The organism is Clavibacter phaseoli (assembly GCF_021922925.1).
In the GTDB taxonomy this organism is placed as follows: Bacteria; Actinomycetota; Actinomycetes; order Actinomycetales; family Microbacteriaceae; genus Clavibacter; species Clavibacter phaseoli.
This window is the reverse complement of record NZ_CP040786.1, coordinates 981,350-1,003,058: the sequence shown is the minus strand read 5'-3', so window position 1 is coordinate 1,003,058 and position 21,709 is coordinate 981,350. Positions and strand designations below refer to the sequence as shown.

At 73.5% G+C, this 21,709-nt stretch carries 21 protein-coding genes; 11 read left to right on the top strand and 10 right to left on the bottom strand.

Annotation, left to right across the window (positions count from 1 at the left end):
* The first annotated feature begins 52 nt into the window (after positions 1–52).
* Genes FGI33_RS04680 through FGI33_RS04665 form a run of 4 tightly spaced genes read left to right on the top strand, consistent with a single transcriptional unit; the run spans position 53 to position 3,753 of the window.
* Complete coding sequence (locus tag FGI33_RS04680; protein WP_043586755.1) at positions 53–694, top strand: ABC transporter permease; 642 nt, start codon at positions 53–55, stop codon at positions 692–694.
* Positions 687–1,982, top strand: a complete 1,296-nt coding sequence (locus tag FGI33_RS04675) for an ABC transporter ATP-binding protein (protein WP_237582329.1) — start codon at positions 687–689, stop codon at positions 1,980–1,982. Before FGI33_RS04680 ends, FGI33_RS04675 begins: the two co-directional genes overlap by 8 nt.
* A complete protein-coding gene (locus FGI33_RS04670) occupies positions 1,979–2,743 on the top strand; it encodes an ABC transporter permease (RefSeq protein ID WP_119435209.1) in 765 nt (254 codons plus the stop codon). Before FGI33_RS04675 ends, FGI33_RS04670 begins: the two co-directional genes overlap by 4 nt.
* A 2-nt stretch (positions 2,744–2,745) precedes the next feature.
* Positions 2,746–3,753: a glycine betaine ABC transporter substrate-binding protein gene (locus tag FGI33_RS04665; RefSeq protein ID WP_119435210.1), complete on the top strand. Its 1,008-nt coding sequence runs from the start codon at positions 2,746–2,748 to the stop codon at positions 3,751–3,753.
* Between the two features lie 116 nt (positions 3,754–3,869).
* Here FGI33_RS04665 and FGI33_RS04660 read toward each other — a convergent pair whose 3' ends face one another.
* From FGI33_RS04660 to FGI33_RS04650, 3 genes are all read right to left on the bottom strand, one after another.
* Positions 3,870–5,669, bottom strand: coding sequence for a DEAD/DEAH box helicase (locus FGI33_RS04660; RefSeq protein ID WP_182478448.1), 1,800 nt, complete (start codon positions 5,667–5,669; stop codon positions 3,870–3,872).
* A 208-nt stretch (positions 5,670–5,877) separates the two neighbouring features.
* Positions 5,878–7,068: an acyl-CoA dehydrogenase family protein gene (locus FGI33_RS04655; RefSeq protein ID WP_237582328.1), complete on the bottom strand. Its 1,191-nt coding sequence runs from the start codon at positions 7,066–7,068 to the stop codon at positions 5,878–5,880.
* Positions 7,069–7,120: 52 nt separating this feature from the next.
* A complete protein-coding gene (locus FGI33_RS04650) occupies positions 7,121–7,972 on the bottom strand; it encodes a VOC family protein (RefSeq protein ID WP_119435546.1) in 852 nt (283 codons plus the stop codon).
* A gap of 126 nt (positions 7,973–8,098) precedes the next feature.
* Between FGI33_RS04650 and FGI33_RS04645 the strand changes: the two genes are divergently transcribed.
* Positions 8,099–8,890 carry an SGNH/GDSL hydrolase family protein gene (locus FGI33_RS04645; RefSeq protein ID WP_119435547.1) on the top strand — a complete coding sequence of 264 codons (792 nt, stop codon included), beginning with the start codon at positions 8,099–8,101 and terminating at the stop codon, positions 8,888–8,890.
* A gap of 15 nt (positions 8,891–8,905) precedes the next feature.
* Here the strand turns inward: FGI33_RS04645 and FGI33_RS04640 are convergent, their stop codons facing one another.
* Together FGI33_RS04640 and FGI33_RS04635 are read right to left on the bottom strand one after the other, a co-directional pair.
* The gene (locus FGI33_RS04640; protein ID WP_237582327.1) at positions 8,906–10,120 is read right to left on the bottom strand and encodes a D-alanyl-D-alanine carboxypeptidase family protein; all 1,215 of its coding nucleotides are present in this window, start codon (positions 10,118–10,120) and stop codon (positions 8,906–8,908) included.
* Positions 10,117–10,926, bottom strand: a complete 810-nt coding sequence (locus tag FGI33_RS04635) for a TrmH family RNA methyltransferase (protein ID WP_119434069.1) — start codon at positions 10,924–10,926, stop codon at positions 10,117–10,119. Before FGI33_RS04635 ends, FGI33_RS04640 begins: the two co-directional genes overlap by 4 nt.
* 155 nt (positions 10,927–11,081) lie before the next feature.
* Here FGI33_RS04635 and FGI33_RS04630 point away from each other — a divergent pair, with 155 nt between their 5' ends.
* Entirely contained in the window at positions 11,082–11,933 is an 852-nt protein-coding gene (locus FGI33_RS04630; protein ID WP_119434070.1) for a Sir2 family NAD-dependent protein deacetylase, read from the top strand.
* Positions 11,933–12,568, top strand: a complete 636-nt coding sequence (locus tag FGI33_RS04625; RefSeq protein WP_119434071.1) for a histidine phosphatase family protein — start codon at positions 11,933–11,935, stop codon at positions 12,566–12,568. Before FGI33_RS04630 ends, FGI33_RS04625 begins: the two co-directional genes overlap by 1 nt.
* Before the next feature lie 46 nt (positions 12,569–12,614).
* On the opposite strand, the gene FGI33_RS04620 is transcribed toward FGI33_RS04625, so the two are convergent.
* Both FGI33_RS04620 and FGI33_RS04615 read right to left on the bottom strand, forming a co-directional pair.
* Positions 12,615–13,709, bottom strand: a complete 1,095-nt coding sequence (locus FGI33_RS04620) for a glycosyltransferase family 4 protein (protein ID WP_119434072.1) — start codon at positions 13,707–13,709, stop codon at positions 12,615–12,617.
* Positions 13,706–14,602, bottom strand: a complete 897-nt coding sequence (locus tag FGI33_RS04615) for an alpha/beta fold hydrolase (RefSeq protein WP_119434073.1) — start codon at positions 14,600–14,602, stop codon at positions 13,706–13,708. Before FGI33_RS04615 ends, FGI33_RS04620 begins: the two co-directional genes overlap by 4 nt.
* A 124-nt stretch (positions 14,603–14,726) precedes the next feature.
* On the opposite strand from FGI33_RS04615, the gene treS reads away from it, so the two are divergent.
* Both treS and FGI33_RS04605 read left to right on the top strand, forming a co-directional pair.
* Positions 14,727–16,460 (top strand): maltose alpha-D-glucosyltransferase, encoded by a 1,734-nt coding sequence (treS, locus tag FGI33_RS04610; protein WP_045929197.1) that lies wholly within the window; start codon positions 14,727–14,729, stop codon positions 16,458–16,460.
* Between the two features lie 10 nt (positions 16,461–16,470).
* Entirely contained in the window at positions 16,471–17,172 is a 702-nt protein-coding gene (locus tag FGI33_RS04605) for a 3'-5' exonuclease (protein WP_119434074.1), read from the top strand.
* 106 nt (positions 17,173–17,278) lie between these two features.
* On the opposite strand, the gene FGI33_RS04600 is transcribed toward FGI33_RS04605, so the two are convergent.
* From FGI33_RS04600 to glgA, 3 genes are all read right to left on the bottom strand, one after another.
* A complete protein-coding gene (locus FGI33_RS04600) occupies positions 17,279–17,533 on the bottom strand; it encodes a type B 50S ribosomal protein L31 (RefSeq protein WP_015490388.1) in 255 nt (84 codons plus the stop codon).
* A 133-nt stretch (positions 17,534–17,666) separates the two neighbouring features.
* A complete protein-coding gene (locus FGI33_RS04595; RefSeq protein WP_119401782.1) occupies positions 17,667–18,455 on the bottom strand; it encodes an ABC transporter ATP-binding protein in 789 nt (262 codons plus the stop codon).
* An 86-nt stretch (positions 18,456–18,541) separates the two neighbouring features.
* On the bottom strand, positions 18,542–19,726 hold the full coding sequence (gene glgA, locus FGI33_RS04590) for a glycogen synthase (protein WP_119434075.1): 1,185 nt from the start codon (positions 19,724–19,726) through the stop codon (positions 18,542–18,544).
* A gap of 46 nt (positions 19,727–19,772) precedes the next feature.
* On the opposite strand from glgA, the gene FGI33_RS04585 reads away from it, so the two are divergent.
* Both FGI33_RS04585 and serB read left to right on the top strand, forming a co-directional pair.
* A complete protein-coding gene (locus tag FGI33_RS04585; protein ID WP_015490391.1) occupies positions 19,773–21,014 on the top strand; it encodes a glucose-1-phosphate adenylyltransferase in 1,242 nt (413 codons plus the stop codon).
* Positions 21,011–21,709, top strand: a complete 699-nt coding sequence (serB, locus tag FGI33_RS04580) for a phosphoserine phosphatase SerB (RefSeq protein WP_182623269.1) — start codon at positions 21,011–21,013, stop codon at positions 21,707–21,709. The genes FGI33_RS04585 and serB overlap by 4 nt, the downstream gene beginning before the upstream one ends.

The following is a 21,709-nucleotide window of genomic DNA, read 5'->3' as shown; positions in this document are numbered from 1 at the left end:
GGGCCACCGCCGATGCCCCTCCCGGTGACCGACACATCCTGAGGAGACCGACATGTGGGACTTCCTGTCCTCCCGCGCCGACCAGATCGCGTTCTCCGCGTGGCAGCACCTCAGCCTCGTGGTGCAGTGCCTCGTGCTCGCGACCGTGATCGCCGTGGGGATCGCGGCGCTCGTCTACCGCAGCCGCCCGCTCAGCTCGCTGGCCAACAGCGTCTCGGCGATCGGGCTGACGCTGCCCGCGTTCGCGCTCGTGGGGCTGCTCATCGCGCCGCTCGGGTTCGGCGTCGCGCCGGCCGTCGCGGTCGTCACGTTCTTCGCCGTCCTGCCCATCCTGCGGAACGCGGTGGTGGGCCTCACGGGGATCGACCCCGCAATCGTGGAGTCCGCGCGCGGGATCGGCATGGGCCGCGTCCGCACGCTGCTGCGCGTCGAGCTGCCGCTGGCCTGGCCCGTGATCCTCGGCGGCATCCGCGTGTCCGCGCAGATGGTCATGGGCATCGCCGCGGTCGCCGCCTACGTGCTCGGCCCCGGGCTCGGCGGCTTCATCTTCTCCGGGCTCTCCCGCCTCGGCGGGGCGAACGCGACCGAGTCCGTCCTCACGGGCGTCATCGGCGTCGTCCTGCTCGCCCTCCTGCTCGACCTCGTCCTCGTCGGCATCGGCCGGCTCACCACCCCGAGAGGCATCCGTGTCTGAGACCACCACCCCCACCGCCCCCGCCTCCCCCGAGGTCAGCGGCCGCTCGATCCTGCTGGACGGCGTCACCAAGCGCTACCCGGGACAGGCGACGCCCGCCGTCGACGGCATCACGCTGGAGATCCCCGCCGGCAAGATCGTCATGCTCGTCGGCCCCTCCGGCTGCGGCAAGACCACGACGCTGAAGATGATCAACCGGCTCATCGAGCCCACCGAGGGCCGCGTCGTCCTCGGCGACGAGGACGTGACGGGCATCGACGGCGACGAGCTGCGGCGCCGCATCGGCTACGTGATCCAGGCCGGCGGGCTCTTCCCGCACATGACCGTGGCCGCGAACATCGCCGTGGTGCCGAAGATGCTCGGCTGGGACGCCGCCCGCATCCGCGCCCGTGTCGACGAGCTGCTCGAGCTGGTCTCGCTCGACCCCGAGCAGTACCGCGACCGCTACCCGAAGGAGCTCTCCGGCGGCCAGCAGCAGCGCGTCGGCGTCGCCCGAGCGCTGGCCGCGGACCCGCCCGTGCTGCTCATGGACGAGCCGTTCGGCGCGGTGGACCCGATCACCCGGCAGCGCCTCCAGGACGAGCTGATCCGCATCCAGGCCGAGCTGCAGAAGACCATCGTCATCGTCACGCACGACTTCGACGAGGCCGTGAAGCTCGGCGACTGGATCGTCGTCTTCGCCGAGGGCGCCCGCATCGTGCAGTACGACACCCCGGAGCGGATCCTCGCCGAGCCCGCCGACGCGTTCGTCGAGGAGTTCATCGGCTCGGGCGCGGGCCTCAAGCAGCTCACGCTCCGCCGCGTGGACGAGGTGCCGCTCGCGGACGCCGTCGTCGCGCACCCCGGCGACGCCGCGCGCGACGTGCTCGCCCGGATGGACGAGGTCGGCCACCAGCACGCGGTCGTCGTCGACGCCCGGGACCGCCCGCTCCAGTGGCCCTCGCGCCGCCAGCTCGGCCGGCTCGACGTCGTGGGCGCCGTCCCCGAGCCGCGGCTGCCGGTCATCGGCAACCGCGCGACCCTCAACGACGCGCTCGACACCATGCTCGTCTCCAGCGCGGGCGCCGCGCTCGTCACGGGTCGCGGCGGGGCGTTCCTCGGCGTGATCGACGTCGAGACCGTCATGGACGCGATCACGCGCGTCCGGGCCCAGGCGGCGGGCGGCGTCGACGGCGCGCCCGTCGGCACGAACACCGGCACGATCGGCACCGTGGGCGCCGACGCCGCGCGGGCCGAGCAGGCCGCGGCCGACGCGTCGCCCGCCGCGCGCGACGGGCAGGCCGGATGAGCGCCGCGACCGACGTCCGCGCCGACGCCGTCGGCGGCGCCCACGGCTGGCGCGGCCTCGTCGCCCAGCCGGTCGCGATCGCCGCGGTCCTCGCGGCGTACCTGGTCTGGCTGGCGGTGGCGCCGCTGACCGCGGTGGAGCGCACGACGCTGGAGCCCGCGGCCCTCGGGAGGTCGACGCTCGAGCACCTCGCGCTCACCTTCTCGGCCGCGGCGATCGTGCTCGTGATCGCCATCCCGCTCGGCATCCTGATGACGCGTGGCCGGCTGCGGCGATTCTCCCCGGCGGTGCTCGCGGTCGCGAACTTCGGCACGGCCGCCCCGGCGATCGGCCTGGTGGTTCTCCTGGCGATGCTCGTGCCGAACGGCTTCGTCGCGAGCTTCGTCGCGCTGGTCGTCTACGCGGCCCTTCCCGTGCTCGGCAACACGATCCTCGGCATCCGCGGCGTCGACGAGCGCCTCGTCGAGGCCGGCCGCGGCATGGGCATGAGCCGCGCGTCCGTGCTCTTCCGGATCGAGCTGCCGCTCGCCGTGCCCGTGATGCTCGCCGGGATCCGGACCGCGCTCGTGCTCCTCGTCGGCACCGCGGCGCTCGCGGCCTTCGTCAACGGCGGCGGCCTGGGGATCCTCATCACCACCGGCGTGAACCTCTACCTCTACCCCGTGCTCGTCTCCGGGGCCCTGCTCATCGCGCTCCTCGCGCTCGCCATCGACTGGCTCGGCCGCGTCGTCGAGCACGTCGCCCGCCCGAAGGGACTCTGACCGTGCCGACCCCCCCCCGCTCCGCCCGCCTCCGCCGCGCGCTGGGTGTGCCCGCGCTCGTGGCCGCGGCCCTCGCGACCCTCACCGGCTGCGGCCTGCAGCCCGCGACGGCCTACGTCCCGGACGCCGCTCCCGGCTCCATCCAGCCCCTCGACCTGCCGGCCGGCGCGCACCTCACCGTGACGTCGAAGAACTTCACCGAGCAGCTGATCCTCGGCAAGATCGCCGTCATCGCGGCGAAGGCGGCGGGGTTCGACGTCACGGACCAGACGAACGTGCCCGGCAGCGTGCCGGCCCGCGAGCTCATGACGAGCCACGGCGCCGACATGACGTGGGAGTACACGGGCACCGCGTGGCTCAGCTACCTCGGCGAGCCCGAGGGCATCCCGGACCAGCGCGCCCAGTACGAGGCCGTGCGCGACGCCGACGCGGCCAACGGGCTCACCTGGCTGACCCCCGCGCCGCTCAACAACACCTACGCGCTCGCCATCCGCAGCGAGGAGGCCGAGCGGCTCGGGATCACGAAGCTGTCCGAGATCGAGGACCTGCCCGTGGACGAGCGCACTTTCTGCGTCGAGGCGGAGTTCAACTCGCGCTCCGACGGCCTGTCCCCGCTGCTGGAGACGTACGGCATCCCGCGCGGATCCGCGGACGGCGTCCCCGACGGCAACGTCTCCATCTTCGACACGGGCGCGGTCTACACGGCGACGGACCGCGGCACGTGCCAGTTCGGCGAGGTGTTCACGACGGACGGCCGCATCGACAAGCTCGGCCTGACGATCCTCCAGGACGACCTCGGCTTCTTCCCGGCCTACAACGTCGCGCCCGTGCTCGACTCCGCGACCCTCGCCGAGCACCCCGGCCTCCAGGACGTCTTCGACCGGATCTCCCCCGTCATCACCGACGACGCCCTCCGGGAGATGAACCTCCGGGTCGACGACCAGGGCGAGGAGCCCGCGGACGTCGCCTTCGAGTTCATGGTCGACCACGGGTTCGTCACCGCGCCCTAGGGACACGCAGCGACAGGGAGCGCGCTAGCTGCGCATCCACCTGCGGAGCGCCCCGGACCACCGAGCGCGCTAGCTGCGCATCCACCCGCGGAGCTGCCCCGATCCATCCGAGCGCGCTAGCTGCGCATCCACCTGCGGAGCTGGTCGATGCGCTGCTGCAGCTGCGTCACGCTGCACTGGCCGACCGCGGGCCCGCCGCACACGCGGCGGAGCTCGGCGTGCACGAGGCCGTGCGGCTCGCCGTGCAGCTTGGCGCGCATGCCGACCAGGCTGTTCAGCAGCTGCCGCTGCTCCTTGAGCGTGCGGTACAGCGGGATGTCGTCGGGGTCCTTCGGCACGCCGCTCTCGGCCTGCTTCCGCTCGCGCTCGGTGGCGTGCTTCGACTGCCGGTGCTGCCGCTGGGCGAGGAGCTCGCGCACCTGCTCGGGCTCGAGGATCCCGGGGAGCCCGATGAACTCCTCCTCCTCGAGGCTGCCGACGTCGGCCATCTGGCCGAACTCGGCGCCGTCGAAGAGCACCTTGTCGAACGTGGCCTCGGAACCCATCGCCTCGAACGAGAACTCGCTGAGGAGGGAGTCGGACCCCTTCTCGCTGCGGTTCGCCTCGCCCATCATGGCGTCCTCGGGGTTGTAGAGGTCGCCCTCCTTCGAGGAGTCGCGGTCGAGCGCGTGGTCGCGCTGGCGTTCGAGCTCGTTGGCGAGCACCAGGAGGTTCGGGACGCTCGGCAGGAAGATCGACGCCGTCTCGCCGCGGCGGCGCGCCCGCACGAAGCGGCCGATGGCCTGCGCGAAGAACAGCGGGGTGGACGCGCTCGTGGCGTACACGCCGACGGCGAGCCGCGGCACGTCGACGCCCTCGGACACCATGCGCACCGCGACCATCCAGCGCGAGGTGCCCGCGGAGAAGCGGTCGATGTTCGCGCTCGCCTCGACGTCGTCCGAGAGCACGAGCGTGACGGGCTGCCCGCTGATCCGCTGCAGGATGGCCGCGTAGGCCCGCGCGGTCGTGTGGTCGGTCGCGATGACGAGGCCGCCCGCGTCGGGGATGGACTGCCGCACCTCGCTGAGGCGCCGGTCGGCCGCGGCGAGCACCTGCGGGATCCACTCGCCGTCGGGCGCGAGGGCGGTGCGCCATGCCTGGGACGTGATGTCCTTCGTGTTGCCCTCGGCGAGCTGGGCCTCCATCTCGTCGCCCATCTTGTTGCGCCAGCGCATGCTGCCGGCGTAGGCGAGGAAGATGACGGGCCGGACGACGCCGTCGGCGAGCGCGCGGCCGTAGCCGTAGTCGTAGTCGGTCTGCGAGAGGCGGACGCCGCGGTGGTCGCGGAGGTAGCTGACGAACGGGATGGGCGCGGTGTCGGAGCGGAACGGCGTCCCCGTGAGCGAGAGGCGGCGGGTGGCGCGCTCGAAGGCCTCGCGGATCGCGTCGCCCCAGCTGAGCGCGTCGCCGCCGTGGTGCACCTCGTCGAGGATCACGAGGGTGCGGCTCGACTCGGTCATGGTCTTGTGCAGGTACGGGTTCGCGGCGACCTGCGCGTAGGTCACCGCGGCCCCGTGGTAGTGCCGGCCGAGCGCGCCGGACGCGTTGCTGTACATGGGGTCGAGGCGGACGCCCGCGCGCGCGGCCGCGTCCGCCCACTGCTTCTTGAGGTGCTCGGTGGGCGCGACGACCGTGACCTTGTCGATGGTCTTGCGGTGCAGCAGCTCGGAGGCGAGGCGCAGCGCGAAGGTCGTCTTGCCGGCGCCCGGCGTCGCGTTGGCGAGGAAGTCGCGCGGCTCCTTCTCGAAGTACGCGGTGAGGGCCTCCTCCTGCCAGGCCCGCAGCTTGCTGACGGTGCCCCAGGCGGCGCGCTCCGGAAAGGCCGGCGAGAGGTGCTCGGCCGCGGCGGATCCGACGTGCGGTGGAGGTGTCGGCATGGTGCTCACTCGACCTCACGATACCCGCCCGCGGGGACGCTCCCGTCGATCGCGCGGCCGTCCCCGCGGCTCGTGGCGACCGGATCCGCGCCGCCCGCGGCCTCGCGTCGGCGCGGCGCGACGCGGGTGGATCCGGGGCTCCGTGACCGTCCGGGCGCGTCGCGCCGACGGCCGCCCGATCGGCTCCCACCGACCGTCCGGCGGGCGCTCAGGACGGGCGCGGCACCGGGCCGAGCAGCGTGGTCGCGATGGTCGCCGCGGCCTGCCGGTCGCTCGACGGGTGGAAGCCGCCGGCCAGCACGTCGCGGTACAGGCGGCCCAGCTCGTCGCCCGTGCGGAGGGATCCCCCGCCCGCGACGGCGACCGCCCGCTGCACGACCTCGGCCGCCGTCCGCGTCGACCGGACCTTGACGCCGACGAGCAGGGACGCCCAGCGGTCGCCGTGGTCGACGCCGCGGTCGACGTCGCCGGCGAGCGCCGTGAGCTGCGGCAGGAGCGCGTCCTGCGCGAGGGCGGCCTCCGCGACGAGGTGCCGGATCCCGGGGTCCGCGGCGAGCGCGGCGCCGCCGGCCGCGCGCGAGGTGCGGTGGAGCGCGGATGCGACCGCGAGGTCGAGCGCGCGCTGCCCGATCCCGGCGTACACGGCCGCGATGAGCAGCTCGAACGCCTGCAGCACGGCGAGCGCGAACGGGTCGTCGCGCCGGCCGTGGTCGCGGCGGCGGACCACGTCGGCGGGCGCCGCGCGCACGTCCCGGAGGACCACCGTGTGGCTCTGCGTCGCCCGCATGCCGAGCGTGTCCCAGTCGGGCACGATCTCGAGGCCCGGCGCGTCGCGCGGCACGAAGGCGTGCACGAGGAGCGGCCGCTCCGGATCCGCGTCATCGCGCCCGAACAGGCCGAGCCGGGTCCACGCGGGCGCCATGCTCGACGTCGACTTCGTACCCGTGAAGCGGTACCCGCCGTCGGGGTCGGGGTCGGCCCGGGTGAGCGCGTCGGCGAGCGCCTGGTCGTTGCCGGGCTCGCTGATCGCGAAGGCCAGCAGCTCGTCGCGGCCGGCGTCCTCGAGCACGCCGCGGAGGGAGTCGTCGCCGCGGTCCGCGAGGATCCGGGCGACCGCCGTCCAGACGAGGTGCATCCCCACGCCGAGCGCGGTCGCGGGCGCCGCCTGCGCGAGGAGGTGCTGCGCGCGCACGGCGTCGGCGAGGGATGCGCCGGACCCGCCGAGCCCGCGCGGCACGAGGAGGCGGAGGTGGCCGGCGTCCCGCAGCTCGTCGAGGTCCTCGGCGAAGAAGGCGTTGCGGGCGTCGTACCCGGCGGCGCGGGAGCGGATCCGGTCGAGGAGCGCCTCGTCGAGGTGCGCGAGCGGGTCGAGCGGGTCGGCCGGGGCGGCGGGCGTCATGCGCCCATCCTCCCCCTCCCGCCCGTCGGGCAGCCTGTCCGCTGGGGGAGGCTCAGGCGGCGGACAGCACAAGGGCGTTGCCCCACGGGTCCTCGAAGGCGAGCGCGCGGCCGTCGTCGCGCGTGGCGACGCCGGCCGCCCGGAGGCGCGCGTCGACCGCCTCGACCTCGTCGCGCGTGGGCACCTCGATGCGCACGGTGCCGAGCCCGAGCGTGGCGGGTCGGCGGCCGGCGCCGCGGCTGTTCCACGTGTTCATGGCCATGTGGTGGTGGTACCCGCCCGCGGAGACGAAGATCGCGGATCCGTGCCACCCCGCGACGAGCTCGAAGCCGAGCGTGTCGACGTAGAAGGCCGCGGCGGTCTCGGTGTCGCCCACCTGCAGGTGCACGTGGCCGATGCCGGCCGCGTCGGAGGCGGCGTCGGCGACCGGCGCGAGCTCGTCGCGGAGGAACGCGTTCGGGTCGAGCCGGAGCGTGTCCATGACCACCCGCCCGTCCTGCCACGTCCACTCGTCGCGGGGGCGGTCGGTGTAGAGCTCGACGCCGTTGCCCTCGGGGTCGGTGAAGTAGAAGGCGCGGCTCACGAGGTGGTCGGCGCTGCCGGTGAAGGTCCCGGGCGCGCGCTGCGCGAGCGAGGCGACCGAGCGGGCGAGCGCGGCGGGCTCGTCGAAGAGCACGGCCGTGTGGAAGAGGCCGGCGTTCCCGGGGCTCGGGAGGTCGAGGCCCCGCGCGGGCTCGAGGACCACCGCGGGCACTCCCCCGCGCCCGAGCGTCGTGGAGTCCGTCCCCTCGCCGAGCTGCTCGAGGCCGACGGCGTCGCGGTAGTAGGCGGTCATGCGATCGAGGTCGCCGACGAGGAGGGTCACGGGACCCATGGTCGTGTCGGCGGAGAGCAGGTCGGGCATGGGTCCTCGTTCCTCGGGTGGTGCATCCAGTTGCTTGAAGGCTCAACCAATGGCGGTCGGCCGGCATTCCCGGAGGCCGCTCGAGGGCGTTCCTATGATGGAGAGGTCCCACCCGGAAGGAACCGCATGACCGAGCCCCACCCCTGGCGCCGCTACGTCGCCCTCGGCGACTCCTTCACGGAGGGCATCGGCGACCCCGAGCCGGGGAGCCCCGGCGGGCACCGGGGCTGGGCCGACCGCGTGGCCGAGGTGCTGGCCGACCAGGTCGACGGCTTCTCCTACGCGAACCTCGCCATCCGCGGGCGCCTCCTCGGGCAGATCGCGGACGAGCAGGTGGAGCCCGCGCTCGCGCTGCACCCCGACCTCGTCTCCGTCTCGGCGGGCGGCAACGACATCCTCCGGCCCGGCGCCGACCCCGACCGCCTCGCGGAGCGCCTCGACCGGATGGTCGCCCGGCTCTCCTCCGAGGGCGCGACCGTCGTGCTCTTCACGGGCACCGACGTGAGGTTCTCCCCCGTGTTCGGGCGCCTCCGCGGCAAGGTCGCGATCTACAACGAGGACATCCGGGCGGTCGCGGCACGGCACGACTGCATCGTGGCCGACCAGTGGTCGCTCACCGAGATCCAGGATCCGCGCATGTGGGACGTCGACCGGCTGCACCTCGCGCCGCTCGGGCACCACACCGTCGCGCGGATGGTGCTGCAGGCGCTCGCCGTGGAGAACGACCTCCAGCCGCTGGAGCCCGAGCCGCTGCCGCCGCGCACCTGGAGCCAGGCGCGCGCGGGCGACATCGACTGGGCGCGCTCGTACTTCGTGCCGTGGGTGCTGCGGCGCCTCCGCCACCAGTCCTCCGGCGACGGGCGCACGGCCAAGCGCCCGGACGCGTCGCCGTGGACGCGCGTCGACGCCGGGAGCTGACCGCCCGGCGGCGCCTCAGCCGAGCAGCTCGCCCGGGTTGCCGAGGCGCCACCAGCCGTCGGGGCCCGGGATGTCGCGGTCGAGCGCGAGCGGCACCCGCACGCTGTGCTGCCCGGCCGTGACCGTCGCCGCGCCGACCTCGGTGCCCGCGGCGGCCTCCCCGGACGCGGACGCCTCCACCGTCGTGGTGACGGGCGTGTCGCCCCACACGAGCAGCGACTCGTCGGCCGTGCTCACGGCCTGCGCGGTCGCGCCCCACGCGGTCGTGTAGTCGGCGAAGGGCTCCCCCGCCGTCGCCACCTGCACGACGTGCAGGTTCGCCGCGACCGTCGGCAGCAGGGCGGTCACCTGCCGGGCGAGCTCGGCGTGGTCCTGGGCGCCGAGCGTCACGCCGACGAGCGTCACGTCCCGGTCGCCCACCTTGGTGTCCACCGCCCAGAGGAGGCACTTGCCCGCCTGCTCCAGCGTGCCCGTCTTGATGCCGCGGAAGCCCGGGACGCCCGCCAGCAGGTTGCGGTTCTCCACGGTCCCGACGCCCGCGACATCGGCGCTGCGCTGGTCGACGATGTCCGCGAGCACCGGGTCGGCGAGCACCATCTCGCCGATGCGGACGAGGTCGGCGGTCGTGCTCACGGTCTCGGGAGACAGCCCCATCGCATCCGCCACGTGCGTGCCGGTGAGCCCCTCCTCGGCGAGCCACGCGTTCGCCGCCGCCACGAAGGCGTCGTTCGAGCCGAACGCCCAGACGCCGAGCGCCGCCGCGTAGTTGTTGGCGCTCGCGAGCAGCGCGCCCTCGAGCAGGTCGCGCTGGGAGAGGCTCGTGCCCGGGACCGCGGGCTCGACGATGCCGTCCTGCGTGAGGATCTCGCGGCGCAGCGCCTCGTCCTCCGCCGTGAAGGTGACCTGCGGTCCGTCCTCCCCGGGCGCGAGCGGCTTCGCCTCCAGCACGACGAGCGCGGTCACGGTCTTGGTGATGCTCGCCATCGGCCGGGGCGTCGGATCCGGATCGTCCGTCGCGAGCACGCCGTCGAACCCGACGGCGCCCACGGCGGAGACGCCCGCGGCGGGCCAGGTCTCCGGGGTCGGGACGGCGATGACGGGCGACGGCGCGTCGACCTGCGCGACCGCGGCCGGCGGATCCGCCGTGAGGGTCACCGGGACGTACACGCCCGCCGAGACGAGGAGCGCCGCGACGACGGACGTGACGGTGAGGCGGCGGGCCCGGCTCACGCGGGGACCCGCAGCGCGTACAGGGCGACGGCGCTCGCCGCGGCCACGTTCAGCGAGTCGACGCCGTGCAGCATGGGGATCACGACCGTCGAGTCCGCGTGGTGGAGCGCGTGCCGGCTGAGGCCGTCGCCCTCGGTGCCGAGGACGAGCGCGATCCGCTCGGGCGGATCCGCGGCGAAGGCGTCGAGCGTGACCGCGTCGTCCTCGAGGGCGAGCGCCGCGAGGTGGAAGCCGGCCTCGTGGAGGAGCGGCGCGGCCTCCGGCCACTCGGGCAGCCGGGTCCACGGCACCTGCAGCACGGTGCCCATGCTGACGCGCACGCTCCGGCGGTAGAGCGGGTCGGCGCAGCGCGGGGTGATGAGCACGGCGTCGGCGCCGATGCCGGCGACCGCCCGGAAGATCGCCCCGACGTTCGTGTGGTCGACGATGTCCTCCAGCACGACGACCCGGCGCGCGTCGCGCAGAACGTCGGCGACCGCGGGCAGCGGCGGGCGGTGCATCGCGGCGAGCGCACCGCGGTGCAGGTTGTATCCCGTGAGCCGCTCCAGCACGGCGGCCGCGCCCACGAAGACGGGCACGTCGGGGAAGCCCTCGAGGAGCGGGGCCACGTCGTCGAGCCACTGCTCCTGCACGAGGACCGAGCGCGGCACGTGCCCCGCGGCGAGCGCGCGGCCCATGACCTTGGTCGACTCGGCGATGTAGAGGCCGCCCGCGGGCTCGCTCACGCGGCGGAGGGCCACGTCGGTGAGCCGAGAGTAGTCCTCGAGGCCGGGCGAGGAGAGGTCCTCGATGCGGTGGACGTGCATGCCGGTGCTCCCTCCGTCCGCCCCGGTCGGGTGCGGGGCCTCCTCGTGCGGAGCCGTCGCGGGGATGCGCTGTCTAGACTCGACAGGACAATGATGCCCTGCCCCGTCGCCGCCCGCCGACAGGTCGGGGCGCCAGCTCGGCACCGGGAGGCCCCATGAGCACCACTCTCCGTGACGATCCCCGACCCCCCGCGGGGTCCACGATCGCCGAGGCGGTCGAGCTCATGCGCGGCCGCCGCACCGCCGTCCTCACGGGCGCCGGCCTCAGCACCGACTCCGGCATCCCCGACTACCGCGGCGAGGGCGCCCCGAAGCGGAACCCGATGACGTTCCAGCAGTTCCGCAGCGAGGGCGACGACTTCCGCCGCCGGTACTGGGCGGGCGGGCACCTGGGCTGGAAGGCCTTCAGCTCCGCGCGCCCCAACGACGGGCACGCCGCGCTCGCCGACCTGGAGGCGGCCGGCGTCGTCGGCGGGCTCGTCACGCAGAACGTCGACGGCCTGCACGAGCGCGCCGGATCCCGCCGCGTCGTCGACCTGCACGGCTCGCTCGACCGCGTCCTCTGCCTCGACTGCGGGCAGGCCTACGCGCGCTCCGCGATCGCGGACCGCATCAGCGCGGAGAACCCGTGGCTCGACCAGCCCGACGCGGTCGAGCTCAACCCGGACGGCGACGCGCAGGTGCACGACGTCGACCGGTTCCGGATCCCCGTCTGCAGCGTCTGCGGCGGCATGCTCAAGCCCGACGTGGTCTTCTTCGGCGAGCTCGTGCCCACCGAGCGCTTCCGCGACGCGAGCGCCATCGTGTCCGCCGCGGACGTGCTCCTCATCGCCGGGTCCTCGCTCGCGGTCAACTCCGGCATCCGCCTGCTCGAGCTCGCGCGGAGGAGCCGCATGCCGATCGTGATCCTCAACCGCGGCACCACCAAGGGCGACACCCGCGCCACCGTGCGCCTCGAGGGCGGCACGAGCGAGACCCTCCGTGCCATCGCCACGGAGCTCGCGTAGTGACCCGCATCGTCCTCGTCCGCCACGGCCGCACCGCGTGGAACGTGGAGCGGCGCGTGCAGGGGTCCAGCGACATCCCCCTCGACGACACCGGTCGCGCGCAGGCGGCCACCGCGGGCGCGCTGCTCGCCGCGGCGGTCGCGGGCGGCGCCGGCTGGGACGCGGTGCACGCGAGCCCGCTGAGCCGTGCCTTCGAGACCGCGTCGATCATCGCCGAGCACCTCGCGCTCGGCGGCAGCCCCACGACCGGCCCGCTGCCGGAGCCTGCGCTCGCCGAGCGCCGCTACGGCCTCGCCGAGGGGCTCACGCACGCCGAGATCGAGGCGCGCTTCCCGGACGGCGACGTGCCCGGCCGCGAGACAGTCGAGTCCGTCACCGAGCGGGCGGGCGCGGCGCTCCTGCGGCTCGCGGAGCGGCACCCCGGCGGGTCGATCATCGCGGTGTCGCACGGCGGCGTCATCGCGGCGCTCGCCCGCAGCCTCGACGCGTCGCTCGGCAGCCGTCCCGGGCCCATGATCGAGAACGGCTCGGCCCACACGTTCGGCGTGGTCGACGGGGAGCTGTCGCTGCTCCGCTTCGGCGGCGTGGCCGACCTCGGGGCCATCGCGGACCTCGACCCGGCGCGCCGGGCCTGATCCGCGTCCGCCTCCGAGCGGACCACGACCCGCGACCGCCCCGGCCTCAGGCCCCGCGACGCCCCGTGCGCGCGACCCGCTCGAGGAGGTCGCCGAGCTCGCGGGCCGACCGGTCCCAGTCGTACCCGGCCGCGCGGGCGATGCACGCCGCCGACCGCCGGCGCCACTCGTCCGGGTCCTCCAGCGCGCGGACGGCCGCGGCGAACCCCTCCGCGTCGTCCGGATCCACGTACACGGCCGCGTCGCCCCCGATCTCGCGGAAGATCGGGATGTCGCTGACCACCACGGGCAGGCCCACGCTCATCGCCTCGATCACGGGGATCCCGAAGCCCTCGTCGCGCGACGCCGTGAGCAGCGCGGTCGCGCGCCGGAGCGTCGACGCGTACTCGTCGTCGCTCGCGCCGTCGCGGAAGACCAGGCGAGCGCCGTCGGCGAGCCCCTCCAGCCGCGCGCGCTCGGCGGGCGCGACGCGGCTCATGAGGTGCAGCTCGTGGTCGGGCAGGTCGTCGACCGCGCGCACGAGCGTGTCCACGTTCTTGTAGGGCATGTAGGAGCCCATGTAGACGAGCGTCCGCTCGGCGGGCGCCTCACGAGGCCCGTCCGGGGTGCCGTCGGGGGCGGGCGCCAGCTCGGCGGCGTTCGGCACGACGACCACGGGCTTGGTGGTCAGGCGGTGCGCGCGGATGAGGCCGCGCGTCGTCTCGCTCACCGTCACGATCGCGTCGGCCCGGTCGAGCAGCAGCCGCTGCGGCCACCAGGCGAGGTGGAAGGCCCGCCAGAGCGCGCGCACGGGCGCGGGCAGGTCGCGCGGCGGACGCCGGTGGCGGTAGTAGATGAGGTCGTGCAGCGTGAGCACGAGCGGGTACGTGCGGCCGCGGGATCCCATCGTCTGCATGGGGCTGTAGACGACGTCCGGCCGCATCCGCGAGACGCGGCGCGCGACCCACGGCTCGCGCGCCCCGGTCGGCGAGCTGACCAGCTGCCAGGGCAGGTCGGGCAGCAGCGCGAGCTGGCGGTGGTCGCTGATGAGCATGGTCACGTCGAAGCGGTCGCCCAGCCGGGCGACGAGCTCGGCGCCGTAGCGGCTGATCCCGTCGTGCCGGCCGATGCGGGTGTACCGGCAGTCGAACACGAGCCTCATGACGCGCTCCCCTCGTCCAGGAAGGCGCGGACGAAGCCGGCCGCCTCCCGGGGCGTCTCGTAGTGGATGAGGTGCCCGACCCGCGGGATCACCCGGAGCCGGGCGTCGGCGAAGAGGCGCTGCAGCCGGTGCTGCGCGGCGACGGGCGTGATGTCGTCGCGCTCGGCCGCGACGAGCAGCACGGGCACGGCGACGCGCGCCGCGTACGTGCTCACGTCCGACGACACCGACGCGCGGAACGCCTCGAGCACGACGCGGCGGTCGCTGAACGCGCTGAAGAAGCGGTCGTGCTGGTCGTTGATCCACCGGCGGAGCGGCCGGTCGCGCGTCTTCGCCATGGCCTCGCTCATGACGCGCACGATGGCGCGGTTGCGCAGCAGGCCGAAGCCCGCGCGTTCGGGCAGCACGGCGGCGGCGCGGTAGTAGAGCACCGCGAGCCGGGTCAGGATCCCCCGCGGACCCTCGAGCGCGGGCGCCGCGATCGGGTTCACGAGGATCGCGCGCGGGCTCGGCAGGCCGTCCGCGAGCGCGGCCGAGACGACGATCGAGCCGAACGAGTGGCCGAGCGCGGTCGCGTCGCGCGTGCCGGTCGCGTCGACGAACGCGCGGAGCCACGCGGAGTAGCCGGCGATGTCGTGGCGCGCGTCGACGAGGGGCGTCGAGTCGCCGAAGCCGGGCAGGTCGGGCGAGAGGATCCGCACGCCCGGCAGCTGCGCGACCACCGGCTCGAGCCCGTGGTGGTCCCCCCGGAACCCGTGCACGACGACGAGCACGCGGTCGGCGTCGGCGGGCCCGTACTCCCACCAGGCGGTGCGGCTCCCGAGGAGGTCGACGGTGCGGCGGACCACCGGGATGCGGTCGAGCTGGGCGGCGTAGGGCGAGGGGACGGTCATCGGGGACGAGTCTACGAGCGGGGGCGGCCCGCGCCCCCGGGCGCGCCGGGGTCCCCCACCCGCGCGCCGCGCCTAGAGTGGCGATCGAGCCTTCCCGCCCCGAGTCGACGCCCCCGTCGCGCCCATGAGGAGAACCGTGAGCTTCACCGCCCCCATCACCCTGCCCGGCCTCACCCTCGACAAGCAGTGGTACAAGCGCTCGGTCTTCTACGAGGTCATGATCCGCTCGTTCGTCGACTCGAACGGCGACGGCACGGGCGACATCCAGGGCCTCATCTCCAAGCTCGACTACCTGCAGTGGCTGGGCATCGACGGCCTGTGGCTCCCGCCCTTCTTCCAGTCCCCCCTCCGCGACGGTGGCTACGACATCAGCGACTACATGGCCGTGCTCCCCGAGTTCGGCACGCTCGACGACTTCAAGGAGCTCGTCACCAAGTCGCACGAGCGCAACATGCGCATCGTCATCGACCTCGTGATGAACCACACCTCCGACCAGCACGAGTGGTTCCAGCAGTCCCGGTCCGACCCCGACGGCCCGTACGGCGACTTCTACGTCTGGAGCGACACCGACGAGAAGTACGAGGACATCCGCGTCATCTTCGTCGACACCGAGGAGTCGAACTGGACCTTCGACCCGGTGCGCCGCCAGTTCTTCTTCCACCGCTTCTTCTCGCACCAGCCCGACCTCAACTTCGACAACCCCAAGGTGCACGAGGCCATCTACGGCGTCATCCGCCACTGGCTCGACATGGGCGTCGACGGGCTGCGCCTCGACGCGATCCCGTACCTCTACGAGACCGAGGAGGGCAACGGCGAGGGCGAGCCGGCCACGCACGAGTTCCTCAAGCGCCTCCGCGCGATGGTCGACGAGGAGTACCCGGGCCGGATCCTCATCGCCGAGGCGAACCAGTGGCCCCGCGAGGTCTCCGCGTTCCTCGGCACCGAGGAGGAGCCCGAGTGCCACATGGCGTTCGACTTCCCGATCATGCCGCGCATCTTCTACTCCCTCCGCTCGCAGACCGCGGACGAGCTGAAGCGGATCATGGGCGAGACGTTCGAGATCCCCGAGGCCGCCGCGTGGGGCGTCTTCCTGCGCAACCACGACGAGCTCACGCTCGAGATGGTGAGCGAGGAGTACCGCCAGGCGATGTACGGCTGGTACGCGTACGACCCGCGCATGCGCGTCAACATCGGCATCCGCCGCCGGCTCGCGCCGCTCCTCGACAACTCGCGCGCCGAGCTCGAGCTCGTGCACGCGCTCCTGTTCTCCCTCCCGGGCAGCCCGTTCCTCTACTACGGCGACGAGATCGGCATGGGCGACAACATCTGGCTGCCGGACCGCGACGCGTCCCGCACGCCCATGCAGTGGACCCCCGACCGCAACGCCGGCTTCTCCACCGCCGACCCGGGCAAGCTCTACCTGCCCGTCGTGCAGTCGCTCGTCTACAACTACGCGCAGATCAACGTGGAGTCGCAGCTGGCGCAGTCGCGCTCCCTCCTGCACTGGGTGCGCAACGTGATCCACGTGCGGAAGGCCCACCCGGTGTTCGGCCAGGGCACCATCCGCGTGCTCCCGACCGATCACGAGAGCGTCCTCGCCTTCGTGCGCTCCTACGAGGGCAGCGGCACCCACTTCGGCGACCGCGCCGAGGACGTGCTGTGCGTCTTCTCCTTCGCGCACAACCCGGTGTCGGTCACCATCGACGCGTCCGACTTCGCCGGCTCGCAGCTGTACGACCTCTTCGGCGGCGGCGTCTTCCCGACGGTCGGCGACGACGGGCGCCTCACGCTGACGCTCGCCACGCAGAGCTTCTACTGGCTGCACATGGGTGCGCCCGCCATCGGCGGTCGCCCGTAGCATCTACAGGATGAGCTCCCGCTGGCACGACACCCTGGCCTCGTTCGACCTCGAGACGACGGGAGTCGACGTCGAGACCGCGCGCATCGTCACGGCCTGCATCGTCGTCCTCGACGCGCAGGGGCAGGTGCTCGAGCGGCACGACTGGCTCGCGGATCCCGGCGTCGAGATCCCCGCGGGCGCCGCGGCCATCCATGGTTTCACCACGGAGCGCGCGCGGGCCGAGGGGCGCGACGCCGCCGCGGTCGTCCTCGAGATCGTCACGACCATCCGCGACATGTTCGCCCGGGGCCTCGCGCTCGTCGTCTACAACGCGCCCTACGACCTCACGCTCCTCAACCGCGAGGCCGTGCGGCACGGGGTGGAGCCGCTCCGCGACACCGGCCCCGTCGTCGACCCGCTCGTCATCGACAAGGCGGTCGACACGTACCGCCGCGGCAAGCGCACGCTGTCCGTCGCGGCCGAGCACTACGGCGTCCGCCTCGACGACGCGCACGACGCGGGCGCGGACGCCATCGCCGCCGGGCGCGTCGCCCAGGCCATCGCCGGGCGCTACGCCGACCAGCTCGACATCCCGGTGCTCGACCTGCACGACCGCCAGGTCGACTGGTCGCGCGTGCAGGCGGAGAGCTTCCAGGACTACATGCGGCGCACGCGGGATCCCGCCTTCACGACCTCCGGCGCCTGGCCCGAGCGGCACGCCGGGTCCTGACCCCGATCCCCCGGGCGTCGCGCTCATCGCGAGAGCGCGACGCCCGGGGACGACGAAGGGCGCCCGGCCGGAGCCGGGCGCCCTTCGTGGTGCAGCGGGTGGGCTGCTACTTCTTGCCGAAGCCCGCGTAGCGCGAGTTGAACTTCTCGACGCGGCCGGCGGAGTCCATGATGCGCTGCTTGCCCGTGTAGAACGGGTGCGACTCGCTCGAGATCTCGACGTCGATGACGGGGTACGTGTTGCCGTCCTCCCACTCGATGGTCTTGGAGCTGCCGACGGTGGAGCGCGTGAGGAACGTCGCACCGGAGGCGAGGTCGCGGAAGACGACGGGGGCGTACTGGGGGTGGATGTCGGTCTTCATCGGGGAGTGTCCTTCGTCGGTTCGATTTCGTGCGCGGGAAGCGTGGGTGCCCGGGATGATCACCGGACCAGTGGACGAGCCTACCAGACGGGTGCCGAGAGCGGGCAGGCGCGCCGGGGCGCCTGCCAGGTGGTCAGGAGCGGACGGCGCGGGCCGTGAAGCGGCCGTCGTCGTGCGTGACCTCGAGGGCGAGGCCGAAGGTCCGGCTGAGCGCGTCCGCGGTGATGACGTCCGCGAGCGGACCGGCCGCGACGACCGCTCCCTCGCGCAGCAGCAGCGCGTGCGTGAAGCCGCGCGGGATCTCCTCGACGTGGTGCGTGACCATGACGATGCCGGGCGCCTCGGGGGCCGACGCGTAGCCGCCGAGGAGCTGCAGCAGCTCCTCGCGCGCGCCGAGGTCGAGGCTCGCGGCCGGCTCGTCGAGGAGCAGCAGCTCGGGGTCGGTCATGATCGAGCGGGCGATCTGCACGCGCTTCTGCTCGCCGTCGCTCAGCGTGCCGAACCGGCGCTGCTCGAGGTGGCCGAGGCGCCACTCGGCGAGGACACGCTGGGCGCGACGCACGTCGATGTCCTCGTAGTCCTCGTTCCAGCGGCCGGTGACCGAGTACGCGGCGGTGAGCACGACGTCGAGCACGGTCTCGTCGGCGGGGATGCGCCGGGCCATCGCGGTGGAGGCGAACCCGATGCGCGAGCGGAGCTCGAAGACGTCGACGCGGCCGAGCTCGTGGTCGAGGACCGTGGCGGTGCCCGAGGACGGGTGGGCCATGGCGGAGGCGATCTGGAGGAGGCTCGTCTTCCCGGCGCCGTTCGGCCCGAGGACGACCCAGCGCTCGTCGCCGTCCACCGTCCACTCCACCTGGTCGAGGATGGTCGTCCCGTTCCGGACGAAGGACACTCCGGACAGGGAGAGGACGTGGCTCATGCGCACGAGTCTACCGGCCCGGGCTCCCCGCGCCTCGCGGCCGTGGGGAGCCCGGGCGGACGGGAGCGCGGCCCGCGGCCGCGAGGTCAGCGCAGGATGGACGCGTAGATCGCCTCGGTCTGGCGGGCGATGCGGTCCCAGCCGAACTCGCGCTCGGCGCGGAGGCGGCCGGCCTCGCCCATGCGGCGCGCGGCGTCCGGATCCTGCACGACCTCCGTCAGCGCGGCGGCGAGGTCGCGGACGAAGCGCTCGGGGTCGGTGGGCGTGCCCGTGCCGTCCGTGGCCTGGTCGATGGGGACGAGGCGGCCGGTGACGCCGTCGTCGACGACCTCGGGGATCCCGCCCGTGGCGGTGCCGACGACGGGAGCGCCGCAGGCCATGGCCTCGAGGTTGACGATGCCGAGCGGCTCGTAGACCGACGGGCAGACGAAGACGGTGCCGGCGGTGAGCACGGCGGAGAGCTCGCGGCGCGGCAGCAGGCGGTCGATCCACACGACGCCGGAGCGCTCCTCCTGCAGGCCGCGGACGAGGGCCGTGACCTCCTCCATGATCTGCGGGGTGTCGGGCGCGCCCGCGCACAGCACCATCTGCACGTCGGCGGGCAGCAGCGCGGCGGCGCGGAGGAGGTAGGGCAGGCCCTTCTGCCGCGTGATCCGGCCGACGAACACGACCGAGGGCCGGGACGGGTCGATGCCCAGCGATCGCACGAGCTCGTCGTCGTGCACGGGCGACCACGCCTCGAGGTCGATGCCGTTGTAGACCGTGTGCACGCGGGCCTCGTCGAGCGCGGGGTACGAGCGGAGGATGTCGCGCTTCATGCCGTCGCTGACGGCGATGACGGCGTCCGCCGCCTCGTACGCCGTGCGCTCGATCCAGCTGGACACGCGGTAGCCGCCGCCCAGCTGCTCGGCCTTCCACGGGCGCAGCGGCTCGAGGCTGTGCGCGGTGACGACGTGCGGGATCCCGTGCAGCATCGACGCGACGTGGCCCGCGTGGTTCGCGTACCAGGTGTGCGAGTGGACGACGTCGGCGCCCGCCACGTCGCTCGCGATCGCGAGGTCGACGGCCATGGTCTGCAGGGTCGCGTTGGCGCCGGCGAGCTCCGCCGGGACGGGATACGAGAAGACGCCGGGCTCGTCGCGCGGCGCCCCGAAGGCGCGGACGACGACCTCCGTCTTCTGCCGCATGGCCTTCACGAGCTCCGTGACGTGCACTCCGGCACCCCCGTAGACCTCGGGCGGATACTCCTTGGTGATCACGTCTGCTCGCATTGGTCGAACGCTAGTACATGCCCTGTCGTGCATCTACGCTGGAGCAATGGCATCGAAGAAGATCTTTGGAATCGTGCTCGCCGGTGGCGAGGGCAAGCGGCTCATGCCCCTCACCGCGGACCGCGCGAAGCCCGCCGTCCCGTTCGGCGGGCAGTACCGGCTCATCGACTTCGCGCTCTCCAACCTCATCAACTCGGGGCTCACGCAGATCGTGGTGCTGACGCAGTACAAGTCGCACTCGCTCGACCGCCACGTGTCGCAGACCTGGCGCCTCAACCAGATGCTCAACTCGTACATCGCGTCGGTGCCCGCGCAGCAGCGCCTCGGCAAGCGCTGGTTCAGCGGATCCGCCGACGCCATCCTGCAGAGCCTCAACCTCATCAACGACGAGAAGCCCGACATCGTCGTCGTGGTCGGCGCCGACCACGTGTATCGCATGGACTTCAGCCAGATGATCGAGGCGCACATCGCGTCCGGCCACGGCGCCACGGTCGCGGCCATCCGCCAGCCCATCGAGCTCGCCGACCAGTTCGGCGTCATCGACGTGGATCCCGCGAACCCGTACCAGATCCGCGCCTTCCTCGAGAAGCCGAAGGACCCGCAGGGCCTCGACGACTCCCCCGGCGAGGTGCTCGCGTCCATGGGCAACTACGTCTTCGACACCGACCAGCTCATCGACGCGGTGCGCCGCGACGGCGAGAACGCCGAGTCCGCGCACGACATGGGCGGCGACATCGTGCCGTGGTTCGTCGAGCAGGGGAACGCCGGCGTCTACGACCTCAACCGCAACGAGGTGCCCGGCGCCAACGACCGCGACCGGTACTACTGGCGCGACGTCGGCACGATCGAGTCGTTCTTCGACGCGCACCAGGACCTCATCTCGGCCCTGCCGGTGTTCAACCTCTACAACAAGGACTGGCCGATCTTCAGCCAGCAGCTCAACAGCCCTCCGGCGAAGTTCGTCCGCGACGCGCAGGGCAACACGGGCACGATGATCGACTCGATCACCTCGCTCGGCGGCGTCATCAGCGGCGCCCACGTCGAGCGCAGCGTGCTCGGCCCGTGGGTCATCGCGGAGTCGGGCGCGCGCATCGTCGATAGCATCGTGTTCGACAAGGTGCACATCGGGGCGGGCGCCGTCATCACGCGCGCCATCCTCGACAAGGACGTCGAGGTCGAGCCCGGCGCCACGGTCGGAGTCGACCACGACCGCGACCGCGCGCGGGGCTTCACGGTCACCGACGGCGGGATCACCGTCGTGGGCAAGGGCGTGCGCGTCACCCCGTGAGCGCCGTCCGCCCGCTGACGCCGCCCGCCCGGGCGGCGTCGCCCGTAGCCAGCGCCCTCCCGCGCATGCTCGTCGTGCTCGACGTCGACTCCACCCTCATCGAGGACGAGGCCATCGAGCTGCTCGCCGCCGAGGCCGGCTCGCTCGACGAGGTCGCCGCCGTCACCGACCGCGCGATGCGCGGCGAGCTCGACTTCGCAGAGAGCCTGCGCTCGCGGGTCGCGACGCTGGCCGGGCTCCCGGCGACGGTGCACCGGGCGGTCGGATCCCGGATCCGCGTCACACCGGGGGCCGAGCGCCTGATCCAAGGGCTGCACGACGCCGGCCATGTCGTCGCCGTGGTCTCGGGCGGCTTCCACGAGCTGCTGGATCCGCTCGCCGAGCGCCTGGGGCTCGACCTCTGGCGCGCCAACCGGCTCGAGACGGCCGACGGGCGCCTGACAGGGCGCGTCGCGGGACCGGTCATCGACGCCGCCGCCAAGCGCGCGGCCGTCGAGGAGTGGAGCGCCGGGCTCGGCATACCTCTCGCGCGCGTCGTGGCGGTCGGCGACGGCGCCAACGACCTCGAGATGATGGCGGTCGCGGGGCTCTCCGTCGCCTTCGACGCGAAGCCCGCGGTCCGCCGGAGCGCCGACGTGTGCGTCGACCGCCGGGACCTGGCGCAGGTGCTCGCGCTCGTCGGCCTCCCCCGCTGA